The sequence below is a fragment of the Brachybacterium sp. NPDC056505 genome, from assembly GCF_042794925.1.
Taxonomy (GTDB): Bacteria; Actinomycetota; Actinomycetes; order Actinomycetales; family Dermabacteraceae; genus Brachybacterium; species Brachybacterium kimchii.
Genome location: NZ_JBHTSV010000003.1, coordinates 152984 through 179319, shown reverse-complemented (window position 1 = coordinate 179319; position 26336 = coordinate 152984). Strand labels below are relative to the sequence as shown.

Sequence of the window (26336 nt, the reverse complement as noted above, 5' to 3'; positions counted from 1 at the left end):
GCCCTCCTCTTCGGCTCAGGAGCCGGCGGCCGCCTTCCGCAGCCGACCGTGGGCGAGCGAGGCGAGCGCCGCCGCCTGATCGGCCAGCACCGAGTCGTCGAAGAGCACCTCGGCCGAGTGGTTGACCGCGAGCTCCCCCTCGGGCAGGTCATCGGGGGAGCACAGCAGGAACACGAAGCAGCCGGGCACCTCCTGCAGCACGTAGGAGAAGTCCTCGGAGCCCATCAGCGGCTGGGGCGACTCGTGCACGCGCTCCTCACCGAAGGCCTCGCGCAGCTCTGCGACCGCGAACGCCTCCTCCGCGTCGTCGTTGACTGTCGCCGGGTAGAGGATCTCCCAGTCGACCTCGGCGCGCGCTCCGTGGGCGCGGGCGATGTTCTCCGCGAACTGCCGCACCAGCTCACCGAAGCGGTCGGCGGACTCCGCCGTCATCGTGCGCACCGTCGCGCCGAGGGCGGCGGAGTCCGGGATGACGTTGATGGCGCTGGACGCCTCGAGCGTGGTCACCGATGCCACCACGGGATCCGCGGAGGAGAAGCGTCGCGAGATCATCGTCTGCAGGGAGCCCGCGATCTCGACCAGCGGCGCGACCGGGTCGATGGCCCGCATGGGCTGGGACCCGTGGCCTCCGGCGCCGTGCACGCGCACGCGCAGGTTCGCGGCGCCCGCCATGACGGTGCCCGCGCGCGTGATGAAGGTGCCGCGGGGCCCGGGGCCCACGTGGATGCCGTAGGCGGCGATCGGTCGCTCGCCCGCGGCGTCGAGCACGCCCTCGCGGATCATCGGCTCGGCGCCCCCGGGGCCCTCCTCGCCGGGCTGGAACATGAACACGATGCGGCCGGGGAGATCCTCGCGGTGGGCCGCGAGCAGGCGGGCGGCGCCGACCAGCGCCGAGGTGTGCAGATCATGGCCGCAGGCGTGCATGCGGTCCGTGGGGGACGCGTAGGGGAGCCCGGTCCGCTCCCGCAGGGGGAGCGCGTCCATGTCCGCGCGCAGCAGCACGACGGGGCCGGGGCGTCCGCCCTCGAGGACGGCCACGATGCTGCTGAGGTCCCTGCCGGTCGTGATGCGCAGGCCCAGGTCCTGCAGGGCCGCGAGCACGCGCTCCTGGGTGCGGGGGAGGTCCAGTCCCAGCTCGGGGTCCTGGTGCAGGGCGCGGCGCAGGCCGACGAGGTCGTCGAGGTGGTCGACCGCCTCCTGCGCGTAGGAGGGGATCGGTGCGGGGGTGTTCTCCGAAGTGGTCACCGCGGCACGCTACGCCCGCGATCCCTCGCCGTGCACACCGCCTCGGCATGGTCGCCCCGACGGCCCCGGAGCGAACGTGGACTGCGTCATAATCCCCGCCTGGAGCCGCTTTCCGGGGTGCGCGCCCGAGCGCGCTTTGCTAGAGTCGTGCAGGTCGCGATCCCGCGTAGCTCAATCGGCAGAGCATTCGACTGTTAATCGAACGGTTACTGGTTCAAGTCCAGTCGCGGGAGCCAGAAGGAACAGGTCAGCCCCGGTCACGGCCGGGGCTGACCTGTTCCTGCGCGCGGCGGGGACGGCCCCCGGCGCAGCGGCGGTCCCCACCGTCGGCAGACCGGAGGCGATCATGACCAGCGTTCCCGAGGCGACGTTCCCGCTCCCCGACGAGTTCGGCGAGGGCAGCGTGTGGGTGGACCGCGTGGGCGAGCGCTCGCTCGTCGGGCGCAACCGCCGCGGGGTCGAGATCCCGATCGGCAAGGGCGAGGGGCAGGTCGACCCGGGAGAGCTGCTGAAGATCGCACTGATCGGCTGCGCGGGGATGAGCATGGACATCCCCACCTCGCGGCGCCTGGGGGAGGATTTCGCTGTGCGGCTGTGGGCCCACGGCACCTCCGACGAGACGTCCAACCGCTACGAGGCCATCCACGAGCAGATCCAGCTGGACCTCGACGGGCTCTCCGCCGACGAGCTCCGCCGGCTCCGCGCGGTCATCGACCGTTCCATCGAGGCCTCCTGCACCGTGCAGCGCACCGTGGTCCCGGGTGTCGGGGTTGACCACGAGATCCTCGGCCTGGACTCCGCCCTCGAGGACGACGAGGACGAGGAGCAGCAGCGATGACCATCCGTCCCATCCGCGTGATCGGTGACCCCGTGCTGCGGACGGTCTGCGATCCCGTCCGCGAGATCACCCAAGGGGTGCGCACCCTGGTCGCCGATCTCCTGGACACCGTGGACGACGAGGGCCGCGCCGGCGTCGCCGCCAATCAGATCGGCGTCGACCTGCGCGCCTTCTCCTGGCGCCTCGAGGACGAGGACGGCACCAGCACGCTCGGCTACGTCCTGAACCCCGAGATCACCGAGCTCTCCGAGGAGCTCCAGGAGGACGGCGAGGAGGGCTGCCTCTCTGTGCCCGGCCTGTGGTACCCCCGCACCCGTGCGGCCTTCGCCCGCTGCGAGGGCACGGACCTCGAGGGCCGCCCCGTCGTCCTCGAGGGCGAGGACCTCGTCGCGCGCCTCATCCAGCACGAGGTCGGGCACCTCGACGGGCACCTGTTCATCGACGGCCTCGAGCGTCCTGTGAAGAAGCGGGCATTGCGCGACATCCGCGAGAGGCTCTAGGCTCTACCCTGCACGACCAGGGACAGCACACCTTCTGCTGAGCGCCGATTCGTTGGGGAAGACGCATCGGACATCGGAAGGGGCGTCATGACCCAGGGTGTGCTCTTCATCCACTCCGCTCCGCGAGCCCTCGCACCGCATATCGAATGGGCCGCGCAGGGAGTACTCGGCGTGCCCGCACGCCTGCGCTGGGAGGACCAGCCCGCGCATCGCGGCCTCGTGCGCGCCGAACTCGGCTGGCGAGGCCGGGAGGACACCGGCGCGCGCCTCGTGAGCGCCCTGCGCAGCATGGGCGACGTGCGCTTCGAGGTCACCCAGGAGGCGACCACGCAGGCGGACGGCGCCCGTTGGAGCTTCACCCCGGACCTCGGCGCCCACCACGCCGTCACCGACCGCGCCGGCAACACCGTGCTCACCGAGGACCATCTGCGCGGATGCATGGAGCGTGCGGGCATGGATCCGCAGCGCATGCGCCACGAGATCGGTGTCGCCCTCGGCGAGCCCTGGGACGAGGACCTCGAGATCTACCGCTACGGCGGCGAGGGAGTGCCCATGCGCTGGCTCCACCGCGTGAGCTGACCCCGCCGCGACCGTCGTCCCGTCCGCCCGCACCGACGGGCACCGGGCCGGCATCCGGACACCGCGCCGCTCTCCGATGCAGGAAGGGCCCCGCACCACCTCGGGTGGTGCGGGGCCCTTCCTCGTGCGTTCCGCGGAGCCTGCGTCCGCGCGCTCGCGCTCCGGGGCGCGAACCCGCGGGCGCGTCGGCTCAGGAGTTCGTGAACACCACCGCGACGTCGTGACCGCCGAAGCCGAAGGCGTTGTTCAGCACGGCGATGTCGCCCTCGGGGAGGGCCACAGGGGTGTTCTGGGCGATCTGCATCGGCGTCTCGGGATCGAGGTTCTCGATGTTGATCGTCGGCGGGGCGAGGCGCTCGCGCAGGGCGAGCACGCTGAACAGCGACTCGATCGCGCCGGCGCCGCCCAGCAGGTGACCGGTCATCGACTTCGTCGAGCTCACGACGATCTGATCGGTCTCGTCCTCGAGGGCCTGGCGCACGGCCTGCAGCTCGCCGATGTCGCCGAGCGGGGTCGAGGTGCCGTGGGAGTTCACGTGGCGGATGTCCGCGGCGGTGATCCCCGCGTCCTCCACCGCCTCGCTGATCGCGTGCGCCTGGCCGTCCTGCAGGGGAGCGGAGATGTGGTGGGCGTCCGAGGCCATGCCGCGGCCGGCCACATAGGCATGGACCTTCGCCCCGCGCGCTTTCGCGTGCTCCTCGGACTCGAGGACCAGGATCGCGGCGCCCTCGCCGAGGACGAAGCCGTCGCGGTCCACGTCGTAGGGCCGCGAGGCGTGCTCGGGGTCGTCGGTCCGCGTGGACAGCGCGCGGATGTTCGCGAAGCCGGCGAGGGGCAGCGGATGCACGCACGCCTCGGTGCCGCCGCAGACGACCACGTCGGCCCGGCCGGAACGGATCATGTCGAAGGCCTGGGCGACGGCCTCGGAGCCCGAGGCGCACGCGGAGACGGGCGTGTGGGCGCCGGCACGGGCGCCCAGGTCCATCTCGATGTGCGCGCTCGAGGAGTTGGCCATCAGCATCGGGACCGTGAAGGGGTTCACGCGGCGCGCGCCGCGCTCCTTGACGACGTCCCACTGGTCCAGGATCGTCCAGACGCCCCCGATGCCCGTGCCGACGACCACGCCGAGGCGGTAGGGGTCGACGTCGGGCGCCCCCGCGTCGGCCCACGCCTCGCGGGCCGCGATCATGGCGTACTGACCGGAGGGGTCGAGCTTCTTGGCCTCGGGGCGCGAGAGGATCGTGAGGGGGTCGATCCCGACCTGGCAGGCGAAGTCGACGGAGAGGCCGTAGCGCTCTTTCCAGTCGTTGTCGAGGGTGTGCGCCGTCGAGGTGCCCGCGAGTGCGGCCTCCCAGGTCGAGGCGACGTCCCCGCCCAGCGGGTTGACGGTGCCCAGACCGGTGATGGCGACGCGGGTGCGATCAGCTGACATGCGGGATGTCCTCCGGGAAGGTGGGGATGACGAGGGACGCCCGGAGCAACTGCTCCGGGCGTCCGAGGTGGGTCAGGCCTGGGCGCCGGCGATGTACTTCACGGCGTCGCCGACGGTGACGAGGTTCTTGACCTCCTCGTCGGGGATGCGCACCTCGAACTTCTCCTCGGCGTTCACCACGATGGTCATCATCGAGATCGAGTCGATGTCGAGGTCGTCCGTGAACGACTTCTCGGGCTGGACGTCCGAGGTCTCGACACCGGTCTCCTCGTTGACGATCTCAGCGAGGCCCGCGAGGATCTCGTCTTCGGTGTGAGCCATGGGGGTTCTCCTTCGGTCTGGGTACTGCTGGCAGGGAAAGACTACCCGGGACGGCGTCGGCGCATGCGCACCTGCACGATGCGACGCGCAGGGCCTTGATCACCCGTGCACGGCGCCCCGGGGTACGGGATCAGGGCAGGACGAGCACCTGGCCGGCGAAGGCGAGGCCGGCGCCGAAGCCGAACTGCACGAGGACGTCGCCGCTGCGCGCCGCGCCCTCCTGGATGAGCCGGTGGGTGGCCAGGGGGATGGAGGCGGCCGAGGTGTTGCCGGTCTCGGCGATGTCGCGTCCGACGACGACGCTCTCGGACAGCTTCAGCTGCTTGGCGAGCTCGTCGATGATCCGCATGTTCGCCTGATGGGGGACGAACACGTCGATGTCGTCGACCGTGAGGCCGGCCTCGGAGAGCATCTGCCGGATCCGCTCGGCCGTGTGCCATACGGCCCAGCGGAAGACGGTGCGGCCGTCCTGCTCCATCGTCGGCCACGGGGTCCTGCCGTCGCGGAAGTCCGTGAGGGAGCCGGTCATGCGGATCGTGCTCCAGTTCTCGCCGTCGCTGCCCCACACGGTGGGGCCGACGAGGGGGACGTCCGAGGCGCCGAGCACCGCCGCGCCGGCGCCGTCCCCGAGCAGGAACGAGATCGAGCGGTCGCCGGGATCCACGAAGTCGGAGAGCTTCTCGGCGCCGATCACGAGCACGTGACGGGCGCTGCCGGAGCGGATGAGCGCGTCCGCCTGGCCGATGCCGTAGCAGAAGCCGGCGCAGGCGGCGGAGATGTCGTAGGCGATCGCGGCCGGGGAGCCGAGCTTCGCGCCGAGCAGCGTCGCGAGCGAGGGCGTCGCGTAGGGGAAGCTGATCGTCGAGACGATGATCGCGTCGATCTGCGAGGCGTCCACGCCGCTGGCCTCGATCGCCTCGCGACCGGCCTGCTCGGCGAGATCCGCGACGCCGACCTCGGCGCTCGCGCGGCGACGGGTGACGATGCCCGTGCGCTGGCGGATCCACTCGTCGGAGGAGTCGATGGGGCCGACGAGCTCCTCGTTGGGCACGGTGCGGTCGCCGCGAGCAGCGCCGTAGGCGAGCACCTTCGAGCCCGCGACGGTGGGGTGCGGGCGCAGGGAGATCGTCACGTCAGCGCTCCGCGCCGTCGGACGAACCGCCCTCGGATACGGCGGCGTCGGACGCGGCGCCCGCGTGCTCCTCGACGAACGCGCGCGCGGCCTCGAGGTCATCGGGGGAGTTGAGGTTCTGCAGGCCCACGCCCTTCAGCTCGCGCTTGGCGAGCCCGGTGAGGGTGCCGGCGGGGTTGACCTCGAGGATCCCGGTGACGCCGCGCTCGGCGAAGGTCGCCATGCAGGCCTGCCAGTCCACGGGGGAGGCGACCTGCTGGACGATGAGGTCGAGGTAGCGCGCACCGTCGGTGATGCTCTCTCCGCCGGCGTTCGTCACGAGCGGCACGGACGGGGCAGCGGGGGAGAGCTGCGGGGCGAAGGCGGCGAGCTCCTCGCGCGCGCCCGCCATGTACGGGGTGTGGAAGGCGCCGGCGACCTGCAGCGGGATCACCCGGGCGCGGGCGGGCGGGTTCTCGCCGAGCGCGGCGACGCCCGCGGCGCTGCCCGCCGCGACGACCTGGGCGGCCGAGTTGATGTTCGCCGGGGTGAGGCCCGCGGCCTCGATCGCCGCCAGGACCTCCTCGCGCACGCCGCCGACGACCGCCGCCATCGACGTCTCCTCCGCAGCGGCCGCGGTCGCCATCGCACGCGAGCGCACGGCGACCAGCCGCATGGCATCGGCCGCGGAGAGCACGCCCGCCAGGGCGCTCGCGGTGACCTCGCCGACGCTGTGCCCGGCCAGAAGGTCGGCGGGCGACGCCGCGGCGAAGGCGCCCGGGACGACGCCGCCCGCGGCGGACCCGTCGGCGGCCTGCGCCGCGAGGGCGTCGGCCGCGAGGATCCCGGCGGCGACCAGCAGCGGCTGGGCGACCGCGGTGTCGCGGATGGTGTCGGCGTCGGAGACGGTGCCGTGGGTCGCGAGGTCGACCTCGCCGGCCTCGCTGAGGGCGCCGAGCGCCTCACGGGCACCGGGAAGCTCGAGCCACGGGCTGAGGAATCCGGGTTTCTGGGCGCCCTGGCCGGGGCAGACGATGGCGAGCACGGGAGGACCTCCGGGGTGCGGATGGAAGATGGTGGATGCGCGGGATGCGGGCGGGCGATGCGGTCGAGCGGAGCCCGGGGATGCTAGTCGCGGCCGACGGCCGAGGCGGTCTCGGCGAAGACGGCGGCGAGGAGCTTCGCGGCGGCCTCGGCGTCGTAGCCGAGCTCGGAGACCGCGGCCGCGTACTCGCGGGCGGCGCGCTCGGCGCGGGAGCCCGCGGTGTCCAGCGGCGCGACGACGGTGCCGGCGCGACCACGGGTGATCACGAGCCCCGCCTCGCCGAGCCGGCGGAACGCCTTGGCGACCGTGTTGACCGCGACCTCGACGTCGGCCGCGAGGGCCCGCACGGTGGGAAGGCGCGTGCCGGGGACGAGCCTTCCGTCCTGGATGGCGCGTGCGATGCACTGGTAGATCTGCTGGGCGGGGGAGTCGAGCGAGGTCCGGTCGACGCGGACGATCCCGGTGAGGACCGTCCGCGTCGACGCGGACCCGACGTCGCCGCCGGCCGGGCCGGTCGCTCCCGCCGGGGGCGCTGCGGCGGTGTCGGACAGGGTGTCGGACACGGTGTCGGCGGCGGAGATCAGGACTCGCCCCCGAACGAGCCGGACTCGCCGGCGTTGGAGTTCAGCAGGTCGTACTTGGCGATGGCCTGGGACACCACGGCCGGGTCGACCTTGCCGTCCTTGGCGAGCAGCTGGAGGGCCTTGACGACCATCGAGTGCGCGTCGATCTTCAGGAAGCGGCGGGCGGCCGGGCGGGTGTCCGAGAAGCCGAAGCCGTCGGCCCCGAGCACGCCGTAGCGGCCCGGGATCCACTCGCGGATCATGTCGGGCACGAGGTAGTCGTAGTCGCTCGTGGCGACGAACGGGCCCTCGGTCCCCTCCAGGCGCTGCGAGATCCACGGGACCTGCGGCTCCTCCTCGGGGTGGAGGAAGTTGTGGTCGTCCGCCTCGATGGCGTCCTTGCGCATCTCCGTCCACGAGGTCACCGACCACACCGCGGCGCGGACGCCCCAGTCCTCGGCCAGGATCTCGCGGGCATGGCGGGCCCACGGCACGCCGACGCCGGAGGCGAGGAGCTGGACCGTGGGCCCGTCGCCCTCGGAGACCGGCTCGAGCTCGTACATGCCCTTCAGCAGGCCCTCGACGTCGAGCCCCTCGGGCTCGGCCGGCTGCACGATCGGCTCGTTGTAGACGGTGATGTAGTAGAAGACCTCCTGCAGGCGGTCGTCCTCGCCGTACATGCGCTTGAGGCCGTCGCGGATGATGTGCCCGATCTCGTACCCGTAGGCCGGGTCGTAGATGACGGTGCCGGGGTTCGTGTAGGCGAGGATCGGCGAGTGGCCGTCCATGTGCTGCAGGCCCTCACCGGCGAGGGTCGTCTTGCCGGCGGTCGCGCCGATCACGAAGCCCTTGGCCATCTGGTCGCCCGCGGCCCAGAAGAAGTCGCCCGTGCGCTGGAACCCGAACATCGAGTAGAAGATGTAGAACGGGATCATCGGCAGGTCGTGCGTGGAGTACGAGGTGCCCGCGGCGGTGAAGGCCGAGGTCGAGCTGATCTCGTTGATGCCCATGTGCTTGATCTGCCCCTGGGCCGACTCCTTGTACGCGAGCAGCAGGTCGCGGTCCACGGAGATGTAGTTCTGGCCGTCGGGGTTGTAGATCTTCGCCGTCGGGAACAGCGAGTCCATGCCGAAGGTGCGGGCCTCGTCGGGGATGATCGGGACCCAGCGCTTGCCGGTCTCCTTGTCCCGCATGAGGTCCTTCAGCAGCCGCACGAGCGCCATCGTGGTGGCGATCTCCTGCTTGCCGGAGCCGCGCTTGACGACCTCGTAGGCCTTGTCGCCCGGGAGGTCCATGGCCTTGTGGACGTTATTGCGCTCGGGGACCCCGCCGCCCATGACGTCGCGGCGCTTCTCCAGGTAGCGCATGGCGGGGGAGTCCGCCGGCGGCATGTAGAAGGGGGCGTCGTAGACGCTGCCCGACTCGAGCTGCTCGTCGTCGATCGGGATCTGCAGGGTGTCGCGGAGCGCCTTGAGGTCCTCGAGGGTGAACTTCTTCATCTGGTGGGTCGCGTTGCGGCCCGCGAAGCTCTTGCCCAGGCGGTAGCCCTTGATGGTCTGCGCGAGGATCACGGTGGGCTGGCCCTTGTGCGCCAGCGCCTCCTGGAAGGCGGCGAAGATCTTCTCCGGGTCGTGGCCGCCGCGGTTGAGCTTCCACCAGATGTCGTCGTCGCTCATCGACTCCACGAGCGCCTTCGTGCGCGGGTCGCGGCCGAAGAAGTTGTCGCGGATGAAGCCGCCGTTCTCGGCGCGATAGGTCTGGAAGTCGCCGTCGGGAGTGGCGTTCATGAGGTCCACGAGCGCCCCGTCGTCGTCGGAGGAGAACAGCGGGTCCCAGCCGGAGCCCCACACCACCTTGATGACGTTCCAGCCGGCGCCGCGGAACTGCGCCTCGAGCTCCTGGATGATCTTGCCGTTGCCGCGCACCGGCCCGTCCAGGCGCTGAAGGTTGCAGTTGACCACGAAGGTGAGGTTGTCCAGGTGCTCCTTGGCGGCGATGTGCAGCGCGCCGCGGGACTCGACCTCGTCCATCTCGCCGTCGCCGAGGAACGCCCAGGTGTGCTGCTGGGAGGTGTCCTTGAGGCCGCGGTTCTGGATGTACTTGTCGAAGGACGCCTGCTCGATCGCGTTGACCGGGCCGATGCCCATGGACACGGTCGGGAACTCCCAGAAGTCCGGCATCGCGCGCGGGTGCGGGTAGGAGGGCATCCCCGTGGCGCTGGACTTCTCCTGGCGGAAGCCGTCGAGCTGCTCCTCGGACAGGCGGCCCTCGAGGAACGCGCGGGCGTAGATGCCGGGGGAGGCGTGACCCTGGAAGAAGACGTGGTCGCCGCCGCCCTCGTGCTTGCGGCCGCGGAAGAAGTGGTTGAAGCCGACCTCGTACATCGAGGCGATCGACGCGTAGGAGGAGAGGTGCCCGCCGACGCCCACGCCCGGACGCTGCGCGCGGTGCACGATCATCGCCGCGTTCCAGCGGATGATGTTGCGGATCTCCTTCTCGAGCGCGAGGTCACCGGGGTACTCCGGCTGGTCCTCGACCTCGATCGTGTTGACGTAGTCCGTCATCAGCGAGTCGGGAAGATGGAGATCGGCCTGGCGCGCGTGCTGGATCACGTGCTGGAGGACGTCGGTCGCCCGGTCGTCGCCGCGATGCTCGATGAGCTCGTCGACCGAGTCGAGCCACTCCCTGGTCTCCTCGGGATCCGGATCCTCCGCGTGCGCGGGGAGGTTGATGCCGATGGGACGCGGGGTGTCGTTCGTGGTCACGCTGTCCTTCTCTCTTCCGAAGCAGGGCGTGGATCCGGGGGTCGCGCCGATGCGATTCGCGAATCGGGGACCAGACCCCGGACCTCGTCTTCCGACAGCGTACCCGCGGGGCGCGGGCCGGAAGGCCCCGGTGGGACGGGTGTGGTTGATGACTCGCTCACGTCGCGCTCGAGGCGGGGCCGCGCTCGCGGGGCGGTCCGTATCGGCGCAGATCGCCCCTGATCGGCCGTTCTCGGCGACGACGATGTGACCGGCGCGATGTCCTGGCATAGACTCGGCGCGAGCAGGAGGGGGCCCACGTCCTCCTCCCATCGTTGTCCCCAGCTGAGAAGGAGCATTTCGTTGTCACCGTCGGCAGACGCCACCGCGTCCGGTCCCACCGCAGAGGGCCTCGGGCTGAGCAAGGGCCAGGTGGTCCAGGAGTTCGGCTACGACGACGACGTCGACCTCGGGCTGCGTGATGCGATCGAGGACCTCATCGACGCGGACCTCGAGGACGAGGACAGCCAGGAGATGGTCGATGCGGTCGTGCTGTGGTGGCGCGAGGGCGACGGCGATCTCACCGATGCCCTCGTGGACTGCCTCGGGATGCTGTCCCCAGGCGGCCCGATCTGGGTGATCACCCCGAAGGCCGGCCGCGACGGCCACGTGCTGCCCGCGGAGATCGACGAGGCGGCGAGCACCTCGGGTCTGCGCACCATGGGCAACCAGAACCTCGCCCCCGAGTGGTCGGGCACGCGGCTCGCGAGTCGCCAGGCCTGAACGGCCGACGGGCCCGCGGGTCCGCTCCGACGGCTCCCGCGTCCGCACCGACGGGCCTGCGGGTCCGTCCTCGGGTCAATAGCTCAGCTGGTCAGAGCGCCACGTTTACACCGTGGATGTCGGGGGTTCGAGTCCCTCTTGACCCACACGCAGAAGAAGGCCCCCGACCCGCGCGGATGCGCGGGCCGGGGGCCTTCGTGGTCGATCGCTCAGCGGTCGATCGTTCAGACCAGCTCGGGCTGGGGCTCCGGGCGGTGCTCGGAGGAGAGGTCCACCTCGATGACGGGGTAGACCTTGCCGTCCTTCCACGTGGTGGAGAGGTCGGTGGAACGGTCCGAGAGGCTCAGGTAGCGCAGGCCGGCGCTCTGGTCGCGCAGGACGACGGGGCGCTGGGCGCTGCGGGGCATGCGGCGCATGGTGGTCGTGGTGTGCATCTGTTCTCCTTCGGCGCCGGCAGGGCCGACGCATGACGGCGTCGGCGGAGCCGACGCGAGGTTCGGTGCGCCGCCGAGGGTGCCCGGCGGCGGGTGGCGGGTGCGCGACGCGATCTGCGCGTCAGCTGCACGCGGACGGTGCGTGTGCTCCGTGGTCTCCTCCACGAGAGGCGGAGCTCGCACATCTGCCCGTTGCCGCAGCGCCTCATGCGCGTCCCGCTCGCTCGCCGGTGACGGCTCGCTGCGTGACGGCCCCGTGGGAACGGTCCATCGGGCGGCGCTGCGCCACCACGATCCCTCACAACGCCGCCGAGCGCACGTCTATTCCCGTTCGAGGCCCGTTTCCGCAGGTGACGGCGTGACCTCGCACACCGCGGTGCGGCCGTCGGCCCCGGCATGCACCCGCAACACCGACCCGGCCGTCGCGGCCGTCACGGCCTCCGAATGCTCGCGGCGCAGCGTGCGCGCCTGGTCCACATGCATCTCGAGCAGGATCCGCCCTCCCGGTGCGAGCCAGTACGGGCCCTCCGAGAGGATCCTGCGCGCCACGTCCAGTCCGTCGGCCCCGCCGCGCAGGGCTCGCGGCGGCTCGTGCTCGCGCGCCTCGCGGGGCAGCAGTGCGAGCTCACCGTCCGGGACATAGGGAGGGACGGCCGCGATCACGTCGATCGCGCCGCGCAGGACGACGGGCATCGCCGCGAAGAGGTCCCCGAGGTGCAGCTGCGCGCTCGAGGGGAGGTTCGCCCGCGCGCTCTCGAGCGGGAGCGGGTCGACGTCGGCGGCATGCAGGCGGATCCCGGGCACGCGCGCGGCGCTCACGCTCGCGATCGGCGCGACCCCAGCGCACAGCTCGAGCAGCACAGGATCGCGGCCCGACCGCCGTGCGGCGGTGCAGGCTGCGGCCACGGCGAGGCGCGCGAGCAGGCGGCTGCGTCGGCGCGGCACGAAGGTCCCGGGGCGCACCTGCAGCCGCAGCCCGCAGAAGCCGACCTCCCCGAGCACGTGCTCGAGCATCTCCCCGGCGATGCGCCGGGCCGCCGTCTCCTCGAGGTGGTCGACGTCCCGCGCGTGGGAGCGCAGGAGCGCGGCCTCCTCCTCGGCGAAGACGCTCCCGGCCGCGCGCAGCCGCACGACGAGCTCGTCGCCCTCGGGCAGCTCGTCCATCGGCCGGTCAGCTGGGAAGGCGCGTGAGCGCGTAGGCCGCGAGGAGCACGGCGATCAGCACCACGAGCACCACGACCCAGATGACGGCCGTGCGGGCGTCGTGCTGCTTCTCGGCCGGAGTGCGGGGCCGCTCCGGCGCGGCGGCGTCGGACCGCAGGCGCTGGACCATGCGGATGATCGCGGCGACGAGCGCGCCGAGGATGACGACGCCGAAGACCAGGAACATGAACGTGGGCACGGCCACACCCTCTCACGGCCCGACCCTGACGCGGTGCACCCCGCGTTCCTATACTGAAGGGCCAGGCAGCGGGGCGCGCATGCTCCTTCCGAGGGGCCGTCCTCCCGCTGCTCCTTTCGCGTCGGAAGGCTCCGTATGCCCGCGCCCCAGGCGCCCACCGCTGTTGCACCGCTCGACGTCGCCGCGATCCGCGGGGACTTCCCGATCCTCGACCGGATGCTCGACGGGACGACCCCGCTGGTCTATCTCGACTCGGGAGCGACCTCCCAGCGCCCCCGGCAGGTCATCGACGCCGAGGTCGACTTCCTCACCCGGGACAACGCCGCCGTCAAGCGCGGCGCCCACCGCCTCGCCGAGGCCGCGACCGACGCCTACGAGGGCGCCCGTGACCGGATCGCCGCGTTCGTCGGCGTCCGCCGTCCCGAGCAGATCGCCTTCACGAAGAACGCGACCGAGGCGCTGAACGTGCTCGCCCTCGCGCTCGGCGACCCCACCGCCCCCGAGCACCTGCGCGTGCGCGAGGGCGACGAGATCCTCGTGACCGAGATGGAGCACCACGCGAACCTCGTCCCCTGGCAGGAGCTCGCCCGACGCACCGGCGCCACCCTGCGCTGGATCCCGCTGGACGAGGACTTCCGCCTGGACCTCTCCGGGCTCGAGTCGCTGCTCACCGAGCGCACGAAGGTGCTGGCGCTCGCCCACCAGTCGAACGTGCTGGGCACGCTGAACCCGGTCGCCGAGCTCGCGGCGAAGGCCCACGCCGTCGGCGCGCTCGTGGTGCTCGACGCCTGCCAGTCGGTGCCCCACATGCCGACCGACCTGCCCGCGCTGGGTGTGGACGCGGCCGCCTTCTCCGGGCACAAGATGCTGGGGCCGACGGGGATCGGCGTGCTCTGGGGCGCGGGAGAGCTGCTGGAGCAGCTGCCCCCGGTCCTCACGGGCGGCTCGATGATCGAGACCGTCACCATGGAGCGCACCACCTTCGCCGAGCCGCCCGCGCGCTTCGAGGCCGGCACCCCGCCGATCAGCCAGGCCGTCGGCCTCGCCGCCGCCTGCGACTACCTCGACGCCCTGGGCATGGAGGCCGTCGCGGCCCACGAGCGCGATCTCACCCGCCGCGCGATCGAGGGCCTCAAGCAGCTGCCCGGCGTGCGCATCATCGGACCCTCGCTCGACGTCGAGCGCGCCGGAGCCGTCTCCTTCGACCTCGCGGGCCGCCACCCGCACGACGTCGGCCAGGTGCTCGACGCCCGGGGCGTCGAGGTGCGCGTCGGCCACCACTGCGCATGGCCCCTGCACCGCAGGTACGGCCTCGCCGGGACCACCCGCGCGACCTTCTCCGTGTACACGACGCTCGCGGAGGTCGACGCGCTGGTCGAGGGCATGGGCGCCGTCATCGACTTCTTCGCCCGCTTCGAGTGAGAGGAGCTCCCATGGACCTCACCTCCCTGTACACCGACATCGTCTTCGAGCACGACAAGCGGCCCCTCCACGCAGGCCTGCGCGAGCCCTACGAGGCGGAGGTGCATCACGTGAACCCCACCTGCGGGGACGAGATCACCCTGCGCGTGCACCTCGCGGGCGACCCCGAGGACCCTCGCATCGAGGACGTCTCCTACGACGCGACCGGCTGCGCGATGAGCCGCGCCTCGGCCTCGACGATGAGCGATCTCGTGATCGGGCGGACGCTGCACGAGATCGAGCCCGTCTCCGCGCACATGGACGCCGTCATGCACTCACGCGGACGCGAAGAGGGCGATGAGGACCTGCTGGGCGATGCGGTCGCCCTGGTCGGTGCCTCCAAGTTCCCCAACCGCGTGAAGTGCGTCCTCATGTCCTGGAAGGCACTGCACGCCGCGGTCATCGAGGCCGGCGGGCCCCTCGAGGGGGCCCGCGCATGAACGGCGGCGACTCCGCCCCCACCCTCGCCGAGGTGCTCGAGGTCCTCGAGGGCGCCTATCCGCTGCGCTGGGCGGAGGACTGGGACCGTCCCGGGCTCGTCGTCGGCGACCGCCGGGATCCGGCTCACTCCGTGGACCGCGTGCACCTGGCCGTCGACCCGACCGTCGCCGTCGTGCGCGAGGCGCGTGCAGCGGGCGCGCAGCTGCTGGTGACCCATCACCCGCTGCTGCTGCGCGGTGCGTCCTTCCTGCCCTCAGACACCGGCAAGGGCGCGGCGGTCGCCGAGCTCGTCCGCGCCGGGATGTCCCTGTGGTGCGGGCACACCAACGTCGACCGCTCGAGCCTCGGCACCGTCGGCGCCTGGATCCGCGCGCTCGGCCTCGAGGACGTGCGGCCCCTCGCGGCGGGGCCGACGGAGGGCGGGGCCGCACAGGCCGCGCACGGCTCGGAGCTCATCGGCCTCGGCGTCGTCGGCTCGCTGGGGGAGGCGGGGACGGAGGCTGCGAGCACCGTCGCCTCCCTGGCCGACCGCATCGCCGCCCTGGTCCCGGCGACCGCTCAGGGCGTGCGCTTCACGGGCGACCCGCAGCGGCCCGTGCGCCGCGCGGCCGTCTGCCCGGGCGCCGGCGACTCCCTGCTGGAGACGGCGGCCGCGAGCGGCGCCGACGTCTTCATCACCTCCGACCTGCGCCATCACCCGGCGCTCGAGCACCTCGAGTCTGCGGCCGACGAGAGGGCGGTGCCCGCCCTCATCGACGTCGCCCACGCGGCGAGCGAGGCGCTGTGGCTGCCGCTCGCCCGAGAGCTCCTCGCCGCCGCGATGCCGGGGATCGCCGTGAGCATCTCCGAGTTCTCCACCGACCCGTGGACCGGCCGCGCCGGCCCCGCCGTCCCTGATGCGCCCAGCGCCCGCGGCGCCTCCACCGGCCGGGCGCACTGAGCCCATGCCTCCCGCCGCGCCCGGACGCACGCCCCGCCTCGTCCTGCTCAACGGAGCGCCCGGCGCCGGCAAGTCGACGCTCGCGCGGCTGCTCGCCGAGGACCGTCCGCTGACCCTCGCCGTGGACGTCGACCAGCTCAAGCACGCGCTCGGCGGCTGGGAGGAGGACACCGCGGCCTCAGGAATGCGTGCCAGGGAGCTCGCGCTCGCCCTCATCGACGTCCAGCTCGGTGCGGGGCAGGACGTGATCCTCGGCCAGTACCTCGCCCGCACCGCCTTCCCCGAGCAGCTCGAGGCGGCGGCCGCCCGCGCGGGCGCCGAGTTCCGGGAGCTCCTCCTGGAGGTCGACGAGCGCACGCTCGCCGCGCGCCTGGCCGCCCGTGTGGCGGACCCCGCGAGGCCGGAGCAGGCGGTCAACGCCCGCCTCGTCGGCCCGGAGGACGCCGAGCGCCTGCTCGCGTCCCTCGACGCGATGCGCGGCGCCCGACCGCAGATGCAGAGCGTCGACGCGCGCGGCGACCTCGAGGAGACCGCCGATGCCGTGCGCGCACTCCTCGCAGGGGACACCGAGCGGCGCTGAGCGATCAGCCCCGATCGAACCGCCCGGATCGATCGCCGGGCCCGAGCCGCTCCGGCCTCCGCCGCTACTGCCCGCGGTCCACGAGCACCAGACGACTGCCCTCGATCTCGATCCCGAGCCGTCCGGCGAAGGCCTCCTGGAGGAACGCGATGAGCGCATCCTCGTCGGGCAGGGGCCGCGGATCCTCGAGCAGGGCGCGCGTCAGCAGGCCGCGGAAGCGCTTGGCGTCGTGCGAGATCACCGTGCGCTTCCCGCCCGCCTCCTTCACGGGCGCGACCTCGAGGACGTGCACCCCCGCACGGGCCTTCACCGGCATCATCGTGCGATAGGAGCCGGACCGGCAGTCCAGCACGAAGGGCGAGGGCGAGGCCGCGACCTCCTCGAGGATGCCCGGCACGAGCGGCGAGAGATGCGCGCGCCACCACGAGGACGCTTTCCCGAGCCGGTGCACGCGAGAGCCGGCGGAGAGCCGGTAGGCCGGGATCCGATCGGCTCCCGCGTCGACGAGTCCCAGCAGAGCGCTCTGTACGAGCACGCGACGGTCCGGGCCGGGACGGGCGTCGCCGAGCTGGTCGAAGAGCACCCCGGAGTAGACGGAGAGCGGGGCGGCCGCGGGCTCCTCGTCGATCGAGGCCATGCGCTCGACCAGATCCGGGGCGCTCGCGGGGACGCCGAGGTCCTCCGCGGCCGTGCGCCCCCGAGCTGTCGCGCGCGCGGCGCGCAGCATGCGCTCGCGAGGGACCTGGAGCGGGGGATGTGCGAGCTCGTCGAGAGCCAGGGGAGGAGCGGATGCTTCCGGTCGGGTCTTGGTCTCCGACGGCGGCAGCAGGATGAGCACCAGGCGGTCCTTCCAGGGGTGGTGAGGGTGGTGGGGGTGAGGCGGATCCCGTGGTGCAGGGCAGTGCCCGCGGGGCATTAGGATCGTGGGCGGACCAGTCGGCCGGGCAGTCGCGTCTTCGTGCGCATCCTCCGGGATGCGCCGCGGAGCCGAGGAAAGTCCGGGCTCCTTCTGGCACGGTGGTGGGCAACACCCACCCGGAGCGATCCGCGGGACAGTGCCACAGAGAGCAGACCGCCTGCCCGCAGCCTCGTGCTGCGGGCCGGTAAGGGTGAAAGGGTGGTGCAAGAGACCACCGCGGTCCTGGTGACAGGGCCGGCACGGTAAACCCCACCGGGAGCAAGGCCAGACAGGGGACGCACGCAGGTCGCCGGACCGAGTCCCCGGGTAGGCCGCTGGAGGTCGTCGGCAACGGCGATCCGAGAGGGATGACTGCCGATCACAGAACCCGGCTTACAGGCCGGCTGGTCCGCCCCGGCGCCGCACCGCACGGATGCCCCGTGCGGCTGCTTCCCTCGGACATACAGGTCAGTCCTTCTTCTTGCCCTTCTTGGCCTTCTTGCGCTCCTTGCGGGCGAGCACGGCCGCGCCGATGATCCCGGCCTCGTTGCGCAGCGCCGCGGGGAGGATCGGGGCCTCCAGGTCCAGCAGCGGGAGGAACTTCTCGTGCTTCTTCGAGACCCCGCCGCCGACGATGATCAGGTCGGGCGTGAACAGGAACTCGAGCAGCTCGTAGTAGCCCTGCAGCCTTTCGGCCCACTCCGCCCAGCTCAGGTGGCTGCGCTCGCGCGCGGAGTCGGCCATGTACTTCTCGTAGCTCTCGCCCTTGTACAGGATGTGGCCGAGTTCGGTGTTCGGCACGAGCTCGCCGTCGTTGAACAGCGCACTGCCCACGCCCGTGCCGAGCGTGGTCATCAGCACGACGCCCTTCTGGCCGGCGCCCGCCCCGAACTCCATCTCGGCGATGCCGGCGGCGTCGGCGTCGTTGACCACGAAGACGTCGTGGCCCGTGCGCTCGGTGAGCAGCGCGTCCACGTCGGTGCCGATCCAGGAGTCGTCCACGTTCGCCGCGGTCTTGGCGACGCCGTGCTGGATGACGGCGGGGAACGTGACGCCCACCGGCATGTCCTCGTCGATGTCGAAGGAGCCGATGAGCTGGGCGACGGTGTCGGCGACCGCGTCGGGCACCGAGGGCTGCGGGGTGGGGATGCGCAGCCGGTCGTCGGCGAGCTTCCCCTTCTTGAGATTGACCGGGGCGCCCTTGATGCCGCTGCCGCCGATGTCGATGCCGAATGCTTCCTTGCTCATGATCTCTCCTCGCACGGGCCGCGATCCGAGCAATGCGGGCCCTCCGATGGCGCTCCGTCCGGGCCGGTGCCCGCGAGCTGAGGACAGTGTGACAGAGCGGACGGGATGAACCGGACATCGCCCGCGTGCAGGACACGCGCGGGGCGGATGCCGAGATGCCGTGCCGCGCGTGGTCAGACGACGGTCAGCAGCTCGTAGCCGTCGTCGGTGATCACGAGCGTGTGCTCGAACTGGGCGGTGAAGGAGCGGTCCTTCGTGACCACCGTCCAGCCGTCGTCCCACTGCTCCCAGTCCTGGGAGCCGAGCGTGACCATCGGCTCGACCGTGAAGGTCATGCGCTGCTCGATCACGTCGTCGAACATCGGCGCGGAGTCGTAGTGGGGGATCACCAGGCCGTTGTGGAAGCCCTCGGCGACGCCGTGGCCCGTGAAGTCGTGCACGGACTCGTAGCCGAAGCGGCCCACGTACTTCTCGATCACGCGGCCGATCACGTTGACCTGCCTCCCGGCGCGGCCGGCGCGGATCCCGCGCATCATGGACTCCTGGCTGCGCTCGACGAGCTCGGCGACGCGGGGATCGACCTCGCCGACGAGGAAGGTGGCGTTGGTGTCCCCGTGCACGCCCTTCTTGAAGGCGGTGACGTCGACGTTGAGGATGTCGCCGGACTGCATGACGGTCGAGTCGGGGATGCCGTGGCAGACGACCTCGTTGAGGCTCGTGCAGCAGGACTTCGGGAAGCCCAGGTAGCCGAGCGTCGAGGGGTAGGCGCCGTGGGAGACCATGACGTCATGGACGACGGCGTCGATGTCGTCGGTCGTGGCGCCGGGGACGGCGGCCTCGCCCGCGGCCTGCAGCGCGAGAGCGGCGATCCGGGAGGGCTCGCGCATGCGCTCGATGATCTCCGGGCTCTGCACGCGGGGGCCGGAATCGGAGACCGCCTCGTCCTTGCCCACGTACTCCGGACGCTCGATCGAGGCCGGCACCGCCCGCGAGGGCCCCACCCTCCCGGGGACCAGGACCTCGCGGCCCTCCGGACGGATCCATCGCTGCTCTACAGTCATGGGGGCAGTCTCTCACCGCACACGTCAGGAGCAGTCGATGAGCCAGAGCGAGTTCTACTACAACATGGACACCGGCGAGGTCGAGGAGGGCAAGCAGTCCTCGGGCAGCGAGCTCATGGGTCCCTACGCGACCCGCGAGAAGGCGTCGTCCGCGCTGAGGACCGCCGCCCAGAGGAACGAGGCCTGGGAGGGCGAGGACGAGGACTGGGACGAGGAGTGAGGCGTCCCCACGGCCGTCACCCGAGCGAGGAGCTCACTCGAAGGAGTGCTCGGCCGTGGGGTACTCCCTGCTCTCGACGGCGGTGCGGTAGTCGCTCGCCGCGCGCAGCAGCTCGCCGCGCAGATCGGCGAAGCGGCGGACGAAGCGGCCCTCGAACCCGGAGAGACCCGCCATGTCCTGCCACACGAGCACCTGCCCGTCGCAGTCGGGGCCGGCGCCGATCCCGATCGTGGGGATCTCGAGGAACTCGGTGATGCGTCCGGCGACCTCGCTGGGCACGAGCTCGAGGACGACCGCGAAGGCGCCCGCCTCCTGCAGGGCACGGGCGTCCTCGGCGAGGCTGTCCGCGGCGGCGTGATCGCGACCCTGCACGCGGTGCCCGGAGAGGGCGTTGACCGACTGGGGCGTGAAGCCCAGGTGGCCCATGACCGGGATCCCGGCGTCGACCAGCGCGCGGACGGTGTCGGCGCGCGCGGCCCCACCCTCGAGCTTCACGGCCTCGGCGCCCGCGCGCAGGAGCTCCACGCCGTGGCGCACGGCCTCGGCGGCGTCGACCTGGTAGGTGCCGAACGCGAGGTCCGCGACCACCAGGGGGCGACGCACCGCACGGGAGACGGCGCCGGTGAATGTCAGCATGTCCTGGTGGGTGGTGTGCACGGTCGAGTCATAGCCCAGCACAGTGGTGCCCGCGGAGTCGCCCACCAGCAGCACGTCGATCCCGGACTCCTCGAAGACCTGCGCGCTGAGCGCGTCGTACGAGGTGAGCATCGAGAACGTGCGTCCCGCCTCCTTCGCCTCCTGCAGATGGCGCAGGCGCACCTTCGCGGGGCGGGGGGACCGCTCGGAGGGCATCGGGACGGCAGACGTGTTCACGGGGATCCTCCACGGGGCGGCGACGGATGCGGGGCCTGCCGGCGGCGGCAGGGCCGTCCCAGCCTAGCCGCCGCGGGGCTCTGCGGCGGGCGCCGGTGCGACCTGCTCGCAGGGCCGACGTCCGGTGCCCCGTCCCATGGGCACTTCTCCCCATGGCGGGCTCCCAGGGTCCATGCAAGTATTCAGTCACTCGGCGGCCACGTCCGTGGCCGGCACTCACCGAATCACGAGGGGTAGAACGATGAAGACCAGGATCCGAGGAATCGCCAAGGGCCTCGCCGTGGGGACCGGCTCGCTCGCGCTGGCGCTCTCGCTCGCCGCGTGCGGCGGCAGCAGCTCCGACGACGCGTCAGGCGACGACGGCGGTGGCAAGGTGAAGGCCGGGGAGCCCACGGACTCCGACAGCAGCAGCGACGAGGACTCGTCGGCCGCCGACGACACCAGCTCGGACGAGGCCGCGGACGACTCCTCGACCTCCGACGACTCCTCCGCCTCGGACGACTCGGCGAGCGATGATTCGAGCGCCTCGGACGATTCCTCCTCCGACGACTCCTCCGGCAAGGAGATCACGAAGAGCGACGAGAAGGCCGCCGTCAAGAACCTCAAGAGCTTCTACGTCGCCATGGACGACGACGACTACGAGAAGGCGTGCAAGTACGTCAAGAAGGAAGACTCCATGGGGCTCACCGACGACACGTGTGCGAGCACCCTGAAGCAGGCATCGGGCAGCTACCCGGATGACATCGCCAAGTACATCGACCAGGTCGACTTCAAGACCACGCCCAAGGGCAGCGACACGATCGTCGTGACCGTCAGCGGCGCCGGGGACCAGAAGCTCTACATGGCCCGCGACGACGACGGCGAGTTCCGCATCGATCTGCTGCAGACGGGGATGGACTCCTGAGGCTGAGCCTCGAGAGCCTCACCACGAGAGGGGCGGGCACCGCGCGGTGCCCGCCCCTCTCGTCGTCTGCGCGCCCGCACGGTTCCACTGCCACGTGGGACGGGCCGCCGGAGCGCACCCATGCGGCACACTGGACCCATGGAACGCCACCACGATGCTGTCCTGCGCACGGTCGCCGAGAAGGACGTGCGGTTCATTCGCCTCTGGTTCTGCGACGTGGTGGGGACGCTGAAGTCCATCGCGATCTCGCCGGAGGACCTCGAGACCGCCTTCGACGAGGGCATCGGCATCGACGGCTCCACGATCGAGGGCTTCACCCGGGCCTACGAGTCCGACATGCTGCTGCGTCCGGACCCCGCGACCTTCCAGATGCTGCCGTGGCGCGGCGAGGTCGAGGGCACCGGCAGGATGATGTGCGACGTCCTCACGCCCGACGGCGAGCCCGCGGCGTCGGACCCGCGGCGCGTGCTGCGACAGGTCGCCGACCGGGCCGCGGCCCAGGGACTCGACCTCTACGCGCACCCCGAGATCGAGTTCTACCTGTTCAAGGAGCCGTGGGCGCCGGGTCGCCCGCTGCAGCCCGTCGACAACGCCGGCTACTTCGACCACGTCCACAAGGGGCAGGGCCAGGACTTCCGCCGCACGGTCATCAAATACCTCGAGCAGATGAACATCCAGGTCGAGTTCTCCCACCACGAGAACGGGCCCGGGCAGAACGAGATCGACCTGCGCTACGCCGACGCGCTCACCACGGCGGACAACATCCTCAGCTTCCGCACCGTGGTCAAGGAGGTCGCCCTGGGCATGGACCAGGTCGCGACCTTCATGCCGAAGCCGATGATCGAGCATCCCGGCTCGGGCATGCACACACATCTCTCGATGTTCCAGGGCGGCCGCAACGCCTTCCATGAGCCCGGCGCCGAGTACGGCCTCTCGCGCACGGGCCGCCAGTTCATCGCCGGTCTGCTGCGGCACGCCTCCGAGTACTGCGCCGTCACGAACCAGTTCGTGAACTCCTACAAGCGCCTGTGGGGCGCGCAGGAGGCGCCGAGCTTCATCACCTGGGGGCACAACAACCGTTCGGCGCTGGTGCGCGTGCCGTTCCACAAGCCCACCAAGGGCACCAGCTCGCGCGTCGAGTTCCGCGGCACCGACTCGTCGTGCAACCCCTACCTGGCCTTCGCCGTGCTCTTCGCCGCGGGCATGAAGGGCGTCGAGGACGAGTACGAGCTGCCGGAGGGCGCGGAGGACACCGTCTGGGAGCTCACCGACCGCGAGCGCCGCACGATGGGCATCGAGCCGTTGCCCACCGACCTGTACCGCGCGCTCGAGGTCTTCGAGAGCAGCGAGCTGATGGCGGAGACCCTCGGCGAGCAGGTCTTCGAGTTCTTCCTGCGCAACAAGCACGACGAGTGGCGGCGCTACCGCGAACAGGTCACCTCGCGGGAGCTCGAGACCTCCTTCTTCGCAGGATGACCCCGCAACCCCCGTCCCCGTCCCCCTCGCCGTCGGCCGCGTCCTCGTCGGCCGAGCCGCCGAGCACGACCGGAGCGCTCGCGCGCCTCGGCTTCACCCGCACCGACCGCGTCCAGCGCTTCCTCGCCGAGCCCGCTCTCGCGGGCCTCGGCCCCCGGGCGGCGGAGGCCATCGGCCGCGTCCCCGATCCCGACGAGGCCGTCCTCGGCCTGCTCCGCTTCGCGGAGGCCTCCCTCGAGGCGGGCCGCGAGCGGGAGCTCGGCGAGCTGCTCGGCAGCGTCGGGGAGCGCGGCGGCCCGGGGGAGCGGCTGATCCGGGTGCTGGGCACCTCGGCGGCACTCGGCGACTTCCTCACCCGCCACCCCGATCGGGCCGTCGCCCTGCACAGCGAAGAGGACACGCTGACGCTCGACGCGGCGGACGTCCGCGCGCGCATGCTCGGCGCGGTCGGCGCCGTCGCGGGCGCCGAGATCCCGCTCGCCTCGCTCAGCGGCCGCGAGGGCCGCGACGCCCTGCGCATCGCCTACCACGAGCGGCTCCTGCAGATCGCCGCGGCCGACGTCACCGCGCCCGACCCCGTCGCCATCCAGCCCTTCGTCTCCGCCTCCCTCGCCGACCTCGCGGGGGCGTCCCTCGAGGCCGCGCTCGCGATCGCCCGCACGGCCGTCGACGACCAGGAGTCGGTGCGCCTCGCGGTCCTCGCGATGGGCAAGACCGGGGCCCGCGAGCTGAACTTCATCTCCGACGTGGACGTCGTCTACGTCGCGGCGCCCGCCGCCGAGGACGTCGACGAGCGCACCATGACCGCCGTCGGCTCCGCACTCTGTCGCGAACTCGCCCGGGTGTGCGCGGACCGCACCGGCGAGGGGTCCCTGTGGCAGGTCGATGCGAACCTGCGGCCCGAGGGCAAGGACGGCGAGCTCGTGCGCTCCCTGGACTCCTACCGCCGGTACTACCAGCGCTGGGCGGAGTCCTGGGAGTTCCAGGCCCTGCTGAAGGCACGCTTCGTCGCCGGCGACGCGGAGCTCGGCCGCGCCTTCGAGGAGATGGTCGAGCCCTGGATCTGGCAGGCCGCCACCCGCGACGGCTTCGTCGAGGACAGCCGCGCCATGCGCCGACGGGTCATCGCCCACATCCCGCACGCGGAGGCCGACCGCAACATCAAGCTCGGCCCGGGGGGGCTGCGCGACGTCGAGTTCACCGTGCAGCTCCTGCAGATGGTCCACGGGCGCACCGACGAGTCCCTGCACGTGCGCGGCACCCTGCCGGCCCTCGAGCGCCTGGGCGCGGGCGGCTACATCTCGCGTCGCCACGTCGTCGAGCTCGACGGCGCGTACCGCTTCCTGCGCACCGTCGAGCACCGTCTGCAGCTGCATCGGATGCGCCGCACCCAGGTGCTGCCCACGGCGGAGGCCGACCTGCGGCGCCTCGCGCGCAGCGTCCACATCGCGCCGCAGGACTTCCGGGGCGTCTACGAGCGCACCCGGCGTCGCGTCCGCCAGCTGCACGAGGAGATCTTCTACCGGCCGCTGCTGCTGACCTCCTCGCAGCTCAGCGACGACGAGGTGCGGCTCTCGGCCGAGTCCGCGCGGGCGCGGCTCGCGGCGATCGGCTACCGGGACCCGCGCCGGGCCGTGGACCACATCCGGGCGCTCACCGAGGGCATCTCCCGGCGCGCCGCGATCCAGCGCCAGCTGCTGCCGGCGCTGCTCGAATGGTTCGCCGACGGCATCGATCCCGACCTGGGCCTGCTCGCCTTCCGGCGGCTGTCCGACACCATCGGCTCCGCGCACTGGTATCTCGCCCTGCTGCGCGACAGCGGCGTCGCCGCCCGGCGCCTGACCCGCGTGCTCTCGAGCTCCCGGTTCGTCGGCGAGCAGCTCGAGAAGGTCCCCGAAGCCGTGCGGTGGCTGGGCCGCGACGACACCCTGCGGCCGCTGAGCCGCGAGAAGCTGCACGAGGAGTTCCTCGCCGTCATCCGCCGCGTCGACTCGATCGAATCCGCGCAGGACCTGCTGCGACGCGCCCGACTGCGCGAGCTGCTGCGGATCTCCATGGCGCACCTGCTGGGCCTGCTCGACGCGCGCGCCGCCGCCCGCGGCCTCACCGACCTCGCCGAGGCCGTCCTCGAGGCGGGCCTCCTGGTCTCCTACCACGCGGTCGCGCGCGAGCGCGGGGCGATCGGCGAGGACGTCGCCCCCGTGCGCGACGACCTCGAGCTCAGCGCCCGCGACCTGCGCGAGCGGCGCTCGGACCCCTCGCGGGCGCTCGGCGTGGAGATGGCCCTCGTGGCGATGGGCAGCTTCGGGGCCCGGGAGATGGGCTACGCCTCCGACGCCGACGTCCAGTTCGTCTTCGTCGACCGCGGCGCGGGGGAGCAGGCGGGCACGATCGCGGTCGCGATCGCGACCCAGGTGCAGCGGATCCTCAACGCACCCTCGGCGGGCGCGGACATGAAGGTCAACGCCGACCTGCGCCCCGAGGGGCGCAACGGACTGCTCGCCCGCAGCCTCGACGCCTGGCGCGACTACTACCGGCGCGACGCCCTGACCTGGGAGAAGCAAGCCCTCGTGCGCGCGCGCGTCGTGGTCGCCTCGCGGGATCTGCAGGAGCAGATCGAGGCCGCCATGGACCTCCACCGCTATCCCCGCGGCGGCCTCGGAGAACCGGCCCGCAGGGAGATCGCGACCATGAAGGCGCGCGTGGAGTCCGAGCGCCTGCCCCGCGGCACGGATCCGGCCCGCCATCTGAAGCTCGGCCGCGGCAGCATGACCGACGTCGAGTGGGTCGCCCAGCTGCTCGTGCTCGAGCACGCGCACGACGTCCCCGAGCTGCGCAGCACCACCACCCTGCGGATCCTCGAGGAGGCCCGGCACGCGGAGCTGCTCACCCCGCGGCAGCAGGAGGACCTCACGGTGGCCTGGACGCTCGCCTGGCAGATGCGCCGCGCGATCTTCCTGTGGCGCGGCCGCGAGGGCGACGTGCTGCCCGCCGACCGCATCGACCTGTACGCGGTCGCCGTGCTCGTGGACGGCGACGAGGGGAGCGCCTCCGAGCTCGAGGAGAACTACCTGCGCGCGACCCGCCACGCGCGCACGGTCGCCGAGGAGATCATCTTCGGGGACGGCGACTGATCGGACCCGTCCCGTCGGGATCGCGAGCGGGACGGGGCGCGCACGGAGAGCGAGCACACATCCGCCGCTCGCCCGTCCACAGCGTCCCGCCCGCAGGCGGCCG

Annotated in this window: 26 protein-coding genes, 2 tRNA genes and 1 other RNA gene; 15 read left to right on the top strand and 14 right to left on the bottom strand. The window is 72.1% G+C overall.

Features of this window, described 5'->3' with window-relative positions; genetic code table 11:
* Window positions 1-15: 15 nt before the first annotated feature.
* Window positions 16-1245 carry a M20 family metallopeptidase gene (locus tag ACFQ53_RS03760; RefSeq protein WP_377855505.1) on the bottom strand — a complete coding sequence of 410 codons (1230 nt, stop codon included), beginning with the start codon at window positions 1243-1245 and terminating at the stop codon, window positions 16-18.
* A 160-nt stretch (window positions 1246-1405) separates the two neighbouring features.
* On the opposite strand from ACFQ53_RS03760, the gene ACFQ53_RS03755 reads away from it, so the two are divergent.
* From ACFQ53_RS03755 to ACFQ53_RS03740, 4 genes are all read left to right on the top strand, one after another.
* Window positions 1406-1481, top strand: a tRNA-Asn gene (locus ACFQ53_RS03755).
* A gap of 110 nt (window positions 1482-1591) precedes the next feature.
* The gene (locus ACFQ53_RS03750; RefSeq protein ID WP_377855502.1) at window positions 1592-2083 is read left to right on the top strand and encodes an OsmC family protein; all 492 of its coding nucleotides are present in this window, start codon (window positions 1592-1594) and stop codon (window positions 2081-2083) included.
* On the top strand, window positions 2080-2583 hold the full coding sequence (gene def, locus ACFQ53_RS03745; RefSeq protein WP_377855499.1) for a peptide deformylase: 504 nt from the start codon (window positions 2080-2082) through the stop codon (window positions 2581-2583). Before ACFQ53_RS03750 ends, def begins: the two co-directional genes overlap by 4 nt.
* An 87-nt stretch (window positions 2584-2670) precedes the next feature.
* Complete coding sequence (locus ACFQ53_RS03740) at window positions 2671-3162, top strand: DUF3145 domain-containing protein (RefSeq protein ID WP_200500769.1); 492 nt, start codon at window positions 2671-2673, stop codon at window positions 3160-3162.
* 190 nt (window positions 3163-3352) lie between these two features.
* Here ACFQ53_RS03740 and ACFQ53_RS03735 read toward each other — a convergent pair whose 3' ends face one another.
* The 6 genes from ACFQ53_RS03735 to aceE form a co-directional block, all read right to left on the bottom strand.
* Window positions 3353-4594, bottom strand: coding sequence for a beta-ketoacyl-[acyl-carrier-protein] synthase family protein (locus tag ACFQ53_RS03735; protein ID WP_377855495.1), 1242 nt, complete (start codon window positions 4592-4594; stop codon window positions 3353-3355).
* 72 nt (window positions 4595-4666) lie between these two features.
* Entirely contained in the window at window positions 4667-4915 is a 249-nt protein-coding gene (locus ACFQ53_RS03730) for an acyl carrier protein (RefSeq protein WP_152352887.1), read from the bottom strand.
* A gap of 130 nt (window positions 4916-5045) precedes the next feature.
* On the bottom strand, window positions 5046-6047 hold the full coding sequence (locus ACFQ53_RS03725) for a beta-ketoacyl-ACP synthase III (protein WP_377855491.1): 1002 nt from the start codon (window positions 6045-6047) through the stop codon (window positions 5046-5048).
* A 1-nt stretch (window position 6048) separates the two neighbouring features.
* Window positions 6049-7071, bottom strand: a complete 1023-nt coding sequence (locus tag ACFQ53_RS03720; RefSeq protein ID WP_377855488.1) for an ACP S-malonyltransferase — start codon at window positions 7069-7071, stop codon at window positions 6049-6051.
* 83 nt (window positions 7072-7154) lie between these two features.
* The gene (locus ACFQ53_RS03715; RefSeq protein ID WP_377855485.1) at window positions 7155-7634 is read right to left on the bottom strand and encodes a GntR family transcriptional regulator; all 480 of its coding nucleotides are present in this window, start codon (window positions 7632-7634) and stop codon (window positions 7155-7157) included.
* Window positions 7635-7651: 17 nt separating this feature from the next.
* A complete protein-coding gene (gene aceE / locus ACFQ53_RS03710) occupies window positions 7652-10399 on the bottom strand; it encodes a pyruvate dehydrogenase (acetyl-transferring), homodimeric type (RefSeq protein ID WP_377855482.1) in 2748 nt (915 codons plus the stop codon).
* Between the two features lie 342 nt (window positions 10400-10741).
* Here aceE and ACFQ53_RS03705 point away from each other — a divergent pair, with 342 nt between their 5' ends.
* Window positions 10742-11161: a DUF3052 domain-containing protein gene (locus tag ACFQ53_RS03705; RefSeq protein WP_249479990.1), complete on the top strand. Its 420-nt coding sequence runs from the start codon at window positions 10742-10744 to the stop codon at window positions 11159-11161.
* A 72-nt stretch (window positions 11162-11233) separates the two neighbouring features.
* Window positions 11234-11307: transfer RNA gene (locus ACFQ53_RS03700), tRNA-Val, on the top strand.
* A 78-nt stretch (window positions 11308-11385) separates the two neighbouring features.
* On the opposite strand, the gene ACFQ53_RS03695 is transcribed toward ACFQ53_RS03700, so the two are convergent.
* The 3 genes from ACFQ53_RS03695 to ACFQ53_RS03685 all read right to left on the bottom strand — a co-directional run bounded on the left by ACFQ53_RS03695 (window position 11386) and on the right by ACFQ53_RS03685 (window position 12997).
* Complete coding sequence (locus tag ACFQ53_RS03695; protein ID WP_249480116.1) at window positions 11386-11595, bottom strand: hypothetical protein; 210 nt, start codon at window positions 11593-11595, stop codon at window positions 11386-11388.
* Between the two features lie 321 nt (window positions 11596-11916).
* Window positions 11917-12759 (bottom strand): hypothetical protein, encoded by an 843-nt coding sequence (locus ACFQ53_RS03690; RefSeq protein WP_377855479.1) that lies wholly within the window; start codon window positions 12757-12759, stop codon window positions 11917-11919.
* A 7-nt stretch (window positions 12760-12766) separates the two neighbouring features.
* The gene (locus ACFQ53_RS03685) at window positions 12767-12997 is read right to left on the bottom strand and encodes a hypothetical protein (RefSeq protein WP_377855476.1); all 231 of its coding nucleotides are present in this window, start codon (window positions 12995-12997) and stop codon (window positions 12767-12769) included.
* A 135-nt stretch (window positions 12998-13132) separates the two neighbouring features.
* On the opposite strand from ACFQ53_RS03685, the gene ACFQ53_RS03680 reads away from it, so the two are divergent.
* The 4 genes from ACFQ53_RS03680 to ACFQ53_RS03665 are packed head-to-tail and all read left to right on the top strand — an operon-like array spanning window position 13133 to window position 16419.
* Window positions 13133-14419 carry a cysteine desulfurase gene (locus ACFQ53_RS03680; RefSeq protein ID WP_377855473.1) on the top strand — a complete coding sequence of 429 codons (1287 nt, stop codon included), beginning with the start codon at window positions 13133-13135 and terminating at the stop codon, window positions 14417-14419.
* A gap of 11 nt (window positions 14420-14430) precedes the next feature.
* Complete coding sequence (sufU, locus tag ACFQ53_RS03675; protein WP_377855470.1) at window positions 14431-14898, top strand: Fe-S cluster assembly sulfur transfer protein SufU; 468 nt, start codon at window positions 14431-14433, stop codon at window positions 14896-14898.
* Window positions 14895-15839, top strand: a complete 945-nt coding sequence (locus ACFQ53_RS03670; protein WP_377855467.1) for a Nif3-like dinuclear metal center hexameric protein — start codon at window positions 14895-14897, stop codon at window positions 15837-15839. The genes sufU and ACFQ53_RS03670 overlap by 4 nt, the downstream gene beginning before the upstream one ends.
* A 4-nt stretch (window positions 15840-15843) precedes the next feature.
* A complete protein-coding gene (locus ACFQ53_RS03665) occupies window positions 15844-16419 on the top strand; it encodes an AAA family ATPase (RefSeq protein ID WP_377855464.1) in 576 nt (191 codons plus the stop codon).
* 64 nt (window positions 16420-16483) lie between these two features.
* On the opposite strand, the gene yaaA is transcribed toward ACFQ53_RS03665, so the two are convergent.
* Entirely contained in the window at window positions 16484-17257 is a 774-nt protein-coding gene (gene yaaA, locus ACFQ53_RS03660; RefSeq protein WP_377855462.1) for a peroxide stress protein YaaA, read from the bottom strand.
* A 94-nt stretch (window positions 17258-17351) separates the two neighbouring features.
* Here yaaA and rnpB point away from each other — a divergent pair.
* Window positions 17352-17729, top strand: an RNA gene (gene rnpB / locus ACFQ53_RS03655) — RNase P RNA component class A.
* Window positions 17730-17785: 56 nt separating this feature from the next.
* On the opposite strand, the gene ppgK is transcribed toward rnpB, so the two are convergent.
* Together ppgK and map are read right to left on the bottom strand one after the other, a co-directional pair.
* Entirely contained in the window at window positions 17786-18565 is a 780-nt protein-coding gene (ppgK, locus tag ACFQ53_RS03650) for a polyphosphate--glucose phosphotransferase (protein WP_377855459.1), read from the bottom strand.
* A 173-nt stretch (window positions 18566-18738) separates the two neighbouring features.
* Window positions 18739-19626 carry a type I methionyl aminopeptidase gene (gene map, locus ACFQ53_RS03645; protein WP_377855456.1) on the bottom strand — a complete coding sequence of 296 codons (888 nt, stop codon included), beginning with the start codon at window positions 19624-19626 and terminating at the stop codon, window positions 18739-18741.
* Window positions 19627-19663: 37 nt separating this feature from the next.
* Here map and ACFQ53_RS03640 point away from each other — a divergent pair, with 37 nt between their 5' ends.
* Window positions 19664-19846 (top strand): SPOR domain-containing protein, encoded by a 183-nt coding sequence (locus ACFQ53_RS03640; protein ID WP_377855453.1) that lies wholly within the window; start codon window positions 19664-19666, stop codon window positions 19844-19846.
* A 33-nt stretch (window positions 19847-19879) separates the two neighbouring features.
* On the opposite strand, the gene panB is transcribed toward ACFQ53_RS03640, so the two are convergent.
* A complete protein-coding gene (panB, locus tag ACFQ53_RS03635) occupies window positions 19880-20698 on the bottom strand; it encodes a 3-methyl-2-oxobutanoate hydroxymethyltransferase (protein WP_377855648.1) in 819 nt (272 codons plus the stop codon).
* A 262-nt stretch (window positions 20699-20960) separates the two neighbouring features.
* Between panB and ACFQ53_RS03630 the strand changes: the two genes are divergently transcribed.
* The 3 genes from ACFQ53_RS03630 to ACFQ53_RS03620 all read left to right on the top strand — a co-directional run bounded on the left by ACFQ53_RS03630 (window position 20961) and on the right by ACFQ53_RS03620 (window position 26233).
* Window positions 20961-21623, top strand: coding sequence for a hypothetical protein (locus ACFQ53_RS03630; protein ID WP_377855450.1), 663 nt, complete (start codon window positions 20961-20963; stop codon window positions 21621-21623).
* 138 nt (window positions 21624-21761) lie between these two features.
* The gene (locus tag ACFQ53_RS03625; RefSeq protein WP_249480128.1) at window positions 21762-23099 is read left to right on the top strand and encodes a glutamine synthetase family protein; all 1338 of its coding nucleotides are present in this window, start codon (window positions 21762-21764) and stop codon (window positions 23097-23099) included.
* Window positions 23096-26233, top strand: coding sequence for a bifunctional [glutamine synthetase] adenylyltransferase/[glutamine synthetase]-adenylyl-L-tyrosine phosphorylase (locus ACFQ53_RS03620; protein WP_377855447.1), 3138 nt, complete (start codon window positions 23096-23098; stop codon window positions 26231-26233). Before ACFQ53_RS03625 ends, ACFQ53_RS03620 begins: the two co-directional genes overlap by 4 nt.
* The last annotated feature ends 103 nt before the right edge of the window (window positions 26234-26336 follow it).

What these genes read in the sequence shown, in the direction of transcription:
- ACFQ53_RS03750 (WP_377855502.1), top strand. Translation starts at nt 1,592, where the DNA reads ATGACCAGCGTTCCCGAGGCGACGTTCCCGCTCCCCGACGAGTTCGGC.
- def (WP_377855499.1), top strand. Translation starts at nt 2,080, where the DNA reads ATGACCATCCGTCCCATCCGCGTGATCGGTGACCCCGTGCTGCGGACG.
- ACFQ53_RS03740 (WP_200500769.1), top strand. Translation starts at nt 2,671, where the DNA reads ATGACCCAGGGTGTGCTCTTCATCCACTCCGCTCCGCGAGCCCTCGCA.
- ACFQ53_RS03735 (WP_377855495.1), bottom strand. Translation starts at nt 4,594, where the DNA reads ATGTCAGCTGATCGCACCCGCGTCGCCATCACCGGTCTGGGCACCGTC.
- ACFQ53_RS03730 (WP_152352887.1), bottom strand. Translation starts at nt 4,915, where the DNA reads ATGGCTCACACCGAAGACGAGATCCTCGCGGGCCTCGCTGAGATCGTC.
- ACFQ53_RS03695 (WP_249480116.1), bottom strand. Translation starts at nt 11,595, where the DNA reads ATGCACACCACGACCACCATGCGCCGCATGCCCCGCAGCGCCCAGCGC.
- ACFQ53_RS03690 (WP_377855479.1), bottom strand. Translation starts at nt 12,759, where the DNA reads ATGGACGAGCTGCCCGAGGGCGACGAGCTCGTCGTGCGGCTGCGCGCG.
- ACFQ53_RS03680 (WP_377855473.1), top strand. Translation starts at nt 13,133, where the DNA reads ATGCCCGCGCCCCAGGCGCCCACCGCTGTTGCACCGCTCGACGTCGCC.
- sufU (WP_377855470.1), top strand. Translation starts at nt 14,431, where the DNA reads ATGGACCTCACCTCCCTGTACACCGACATCGTCTTCGAGCACGACAAG.
- ACFQ53_RS03670 (WP_377855467.1), top strand. Translation starts at nt 14,895, where the DNA reads ATGAACGGCGGCGACTCCGCCCCCACCCTCGCCGAGGTGCTCGAGGTC.
- ACFQ53_RS03665 (WP_377855464.1), top strand. Translation starts at nt 15,844, where the DNA reads ATGCCTCCCGCCGCGCCCGGACGCACGCCCCGCCTCGTCCTGCTCAAC.
- ppgK (WP_377855459.1), bottom strand. Translation starts at nt 18,565, where the DNA reads ATGAGCAAGGAAGCATTCGGCATCGACATCGGCGGCAGCGGCATCAAG.
- map (WP_377855456.1), bottom strand. Translation starts at nt 19,626, where the DNA reads ATGACTGTAGAGCAGCGATGGATCCGTCCGGAGGGCCGCGAGGTCCTG.
- ACFQ53_RS03640 (WP_377855453.1), top strand. Translation starts at nt 19,664, where the DNA reads ATGAGCCAGAGCGAGTTCTACTACAACATGGACACCGGCGAGGTCGAG.
- panB (WP_377855648.1), bottom strand. Translation starts at nt 20,698, where the DNA reads ATGCCCTCCGAGCGGTCCCCCCGCCCCGCGAAGGTGCGCCTGCGCCAT.
- ACFQ53_RS03630 (WP_377855450.1), top strand. Translation starts at nt 20,961, where the DNA reads ATGAAGACCAGGATCCGAGGAATCGCCAAGGGCCTCGCCGTGGGGACC.
- ACFQ53_RS03625 (WP_249480128.1), top strand. Translation starts at nt 21,762, where the DNA reads ATGGAACGCCACCACGATGCTGTCCTGCGCACGGTCGCCGAGAAGGAC.
- ACFQ53_RS03620 (WP_377855447.1), top strand. Translation starts at nt 23,096, where the DNA reads ATGACCCCGCAACCCCCGTCCCCGTCCCCCTCGCCGTCGGCCGCGTCC.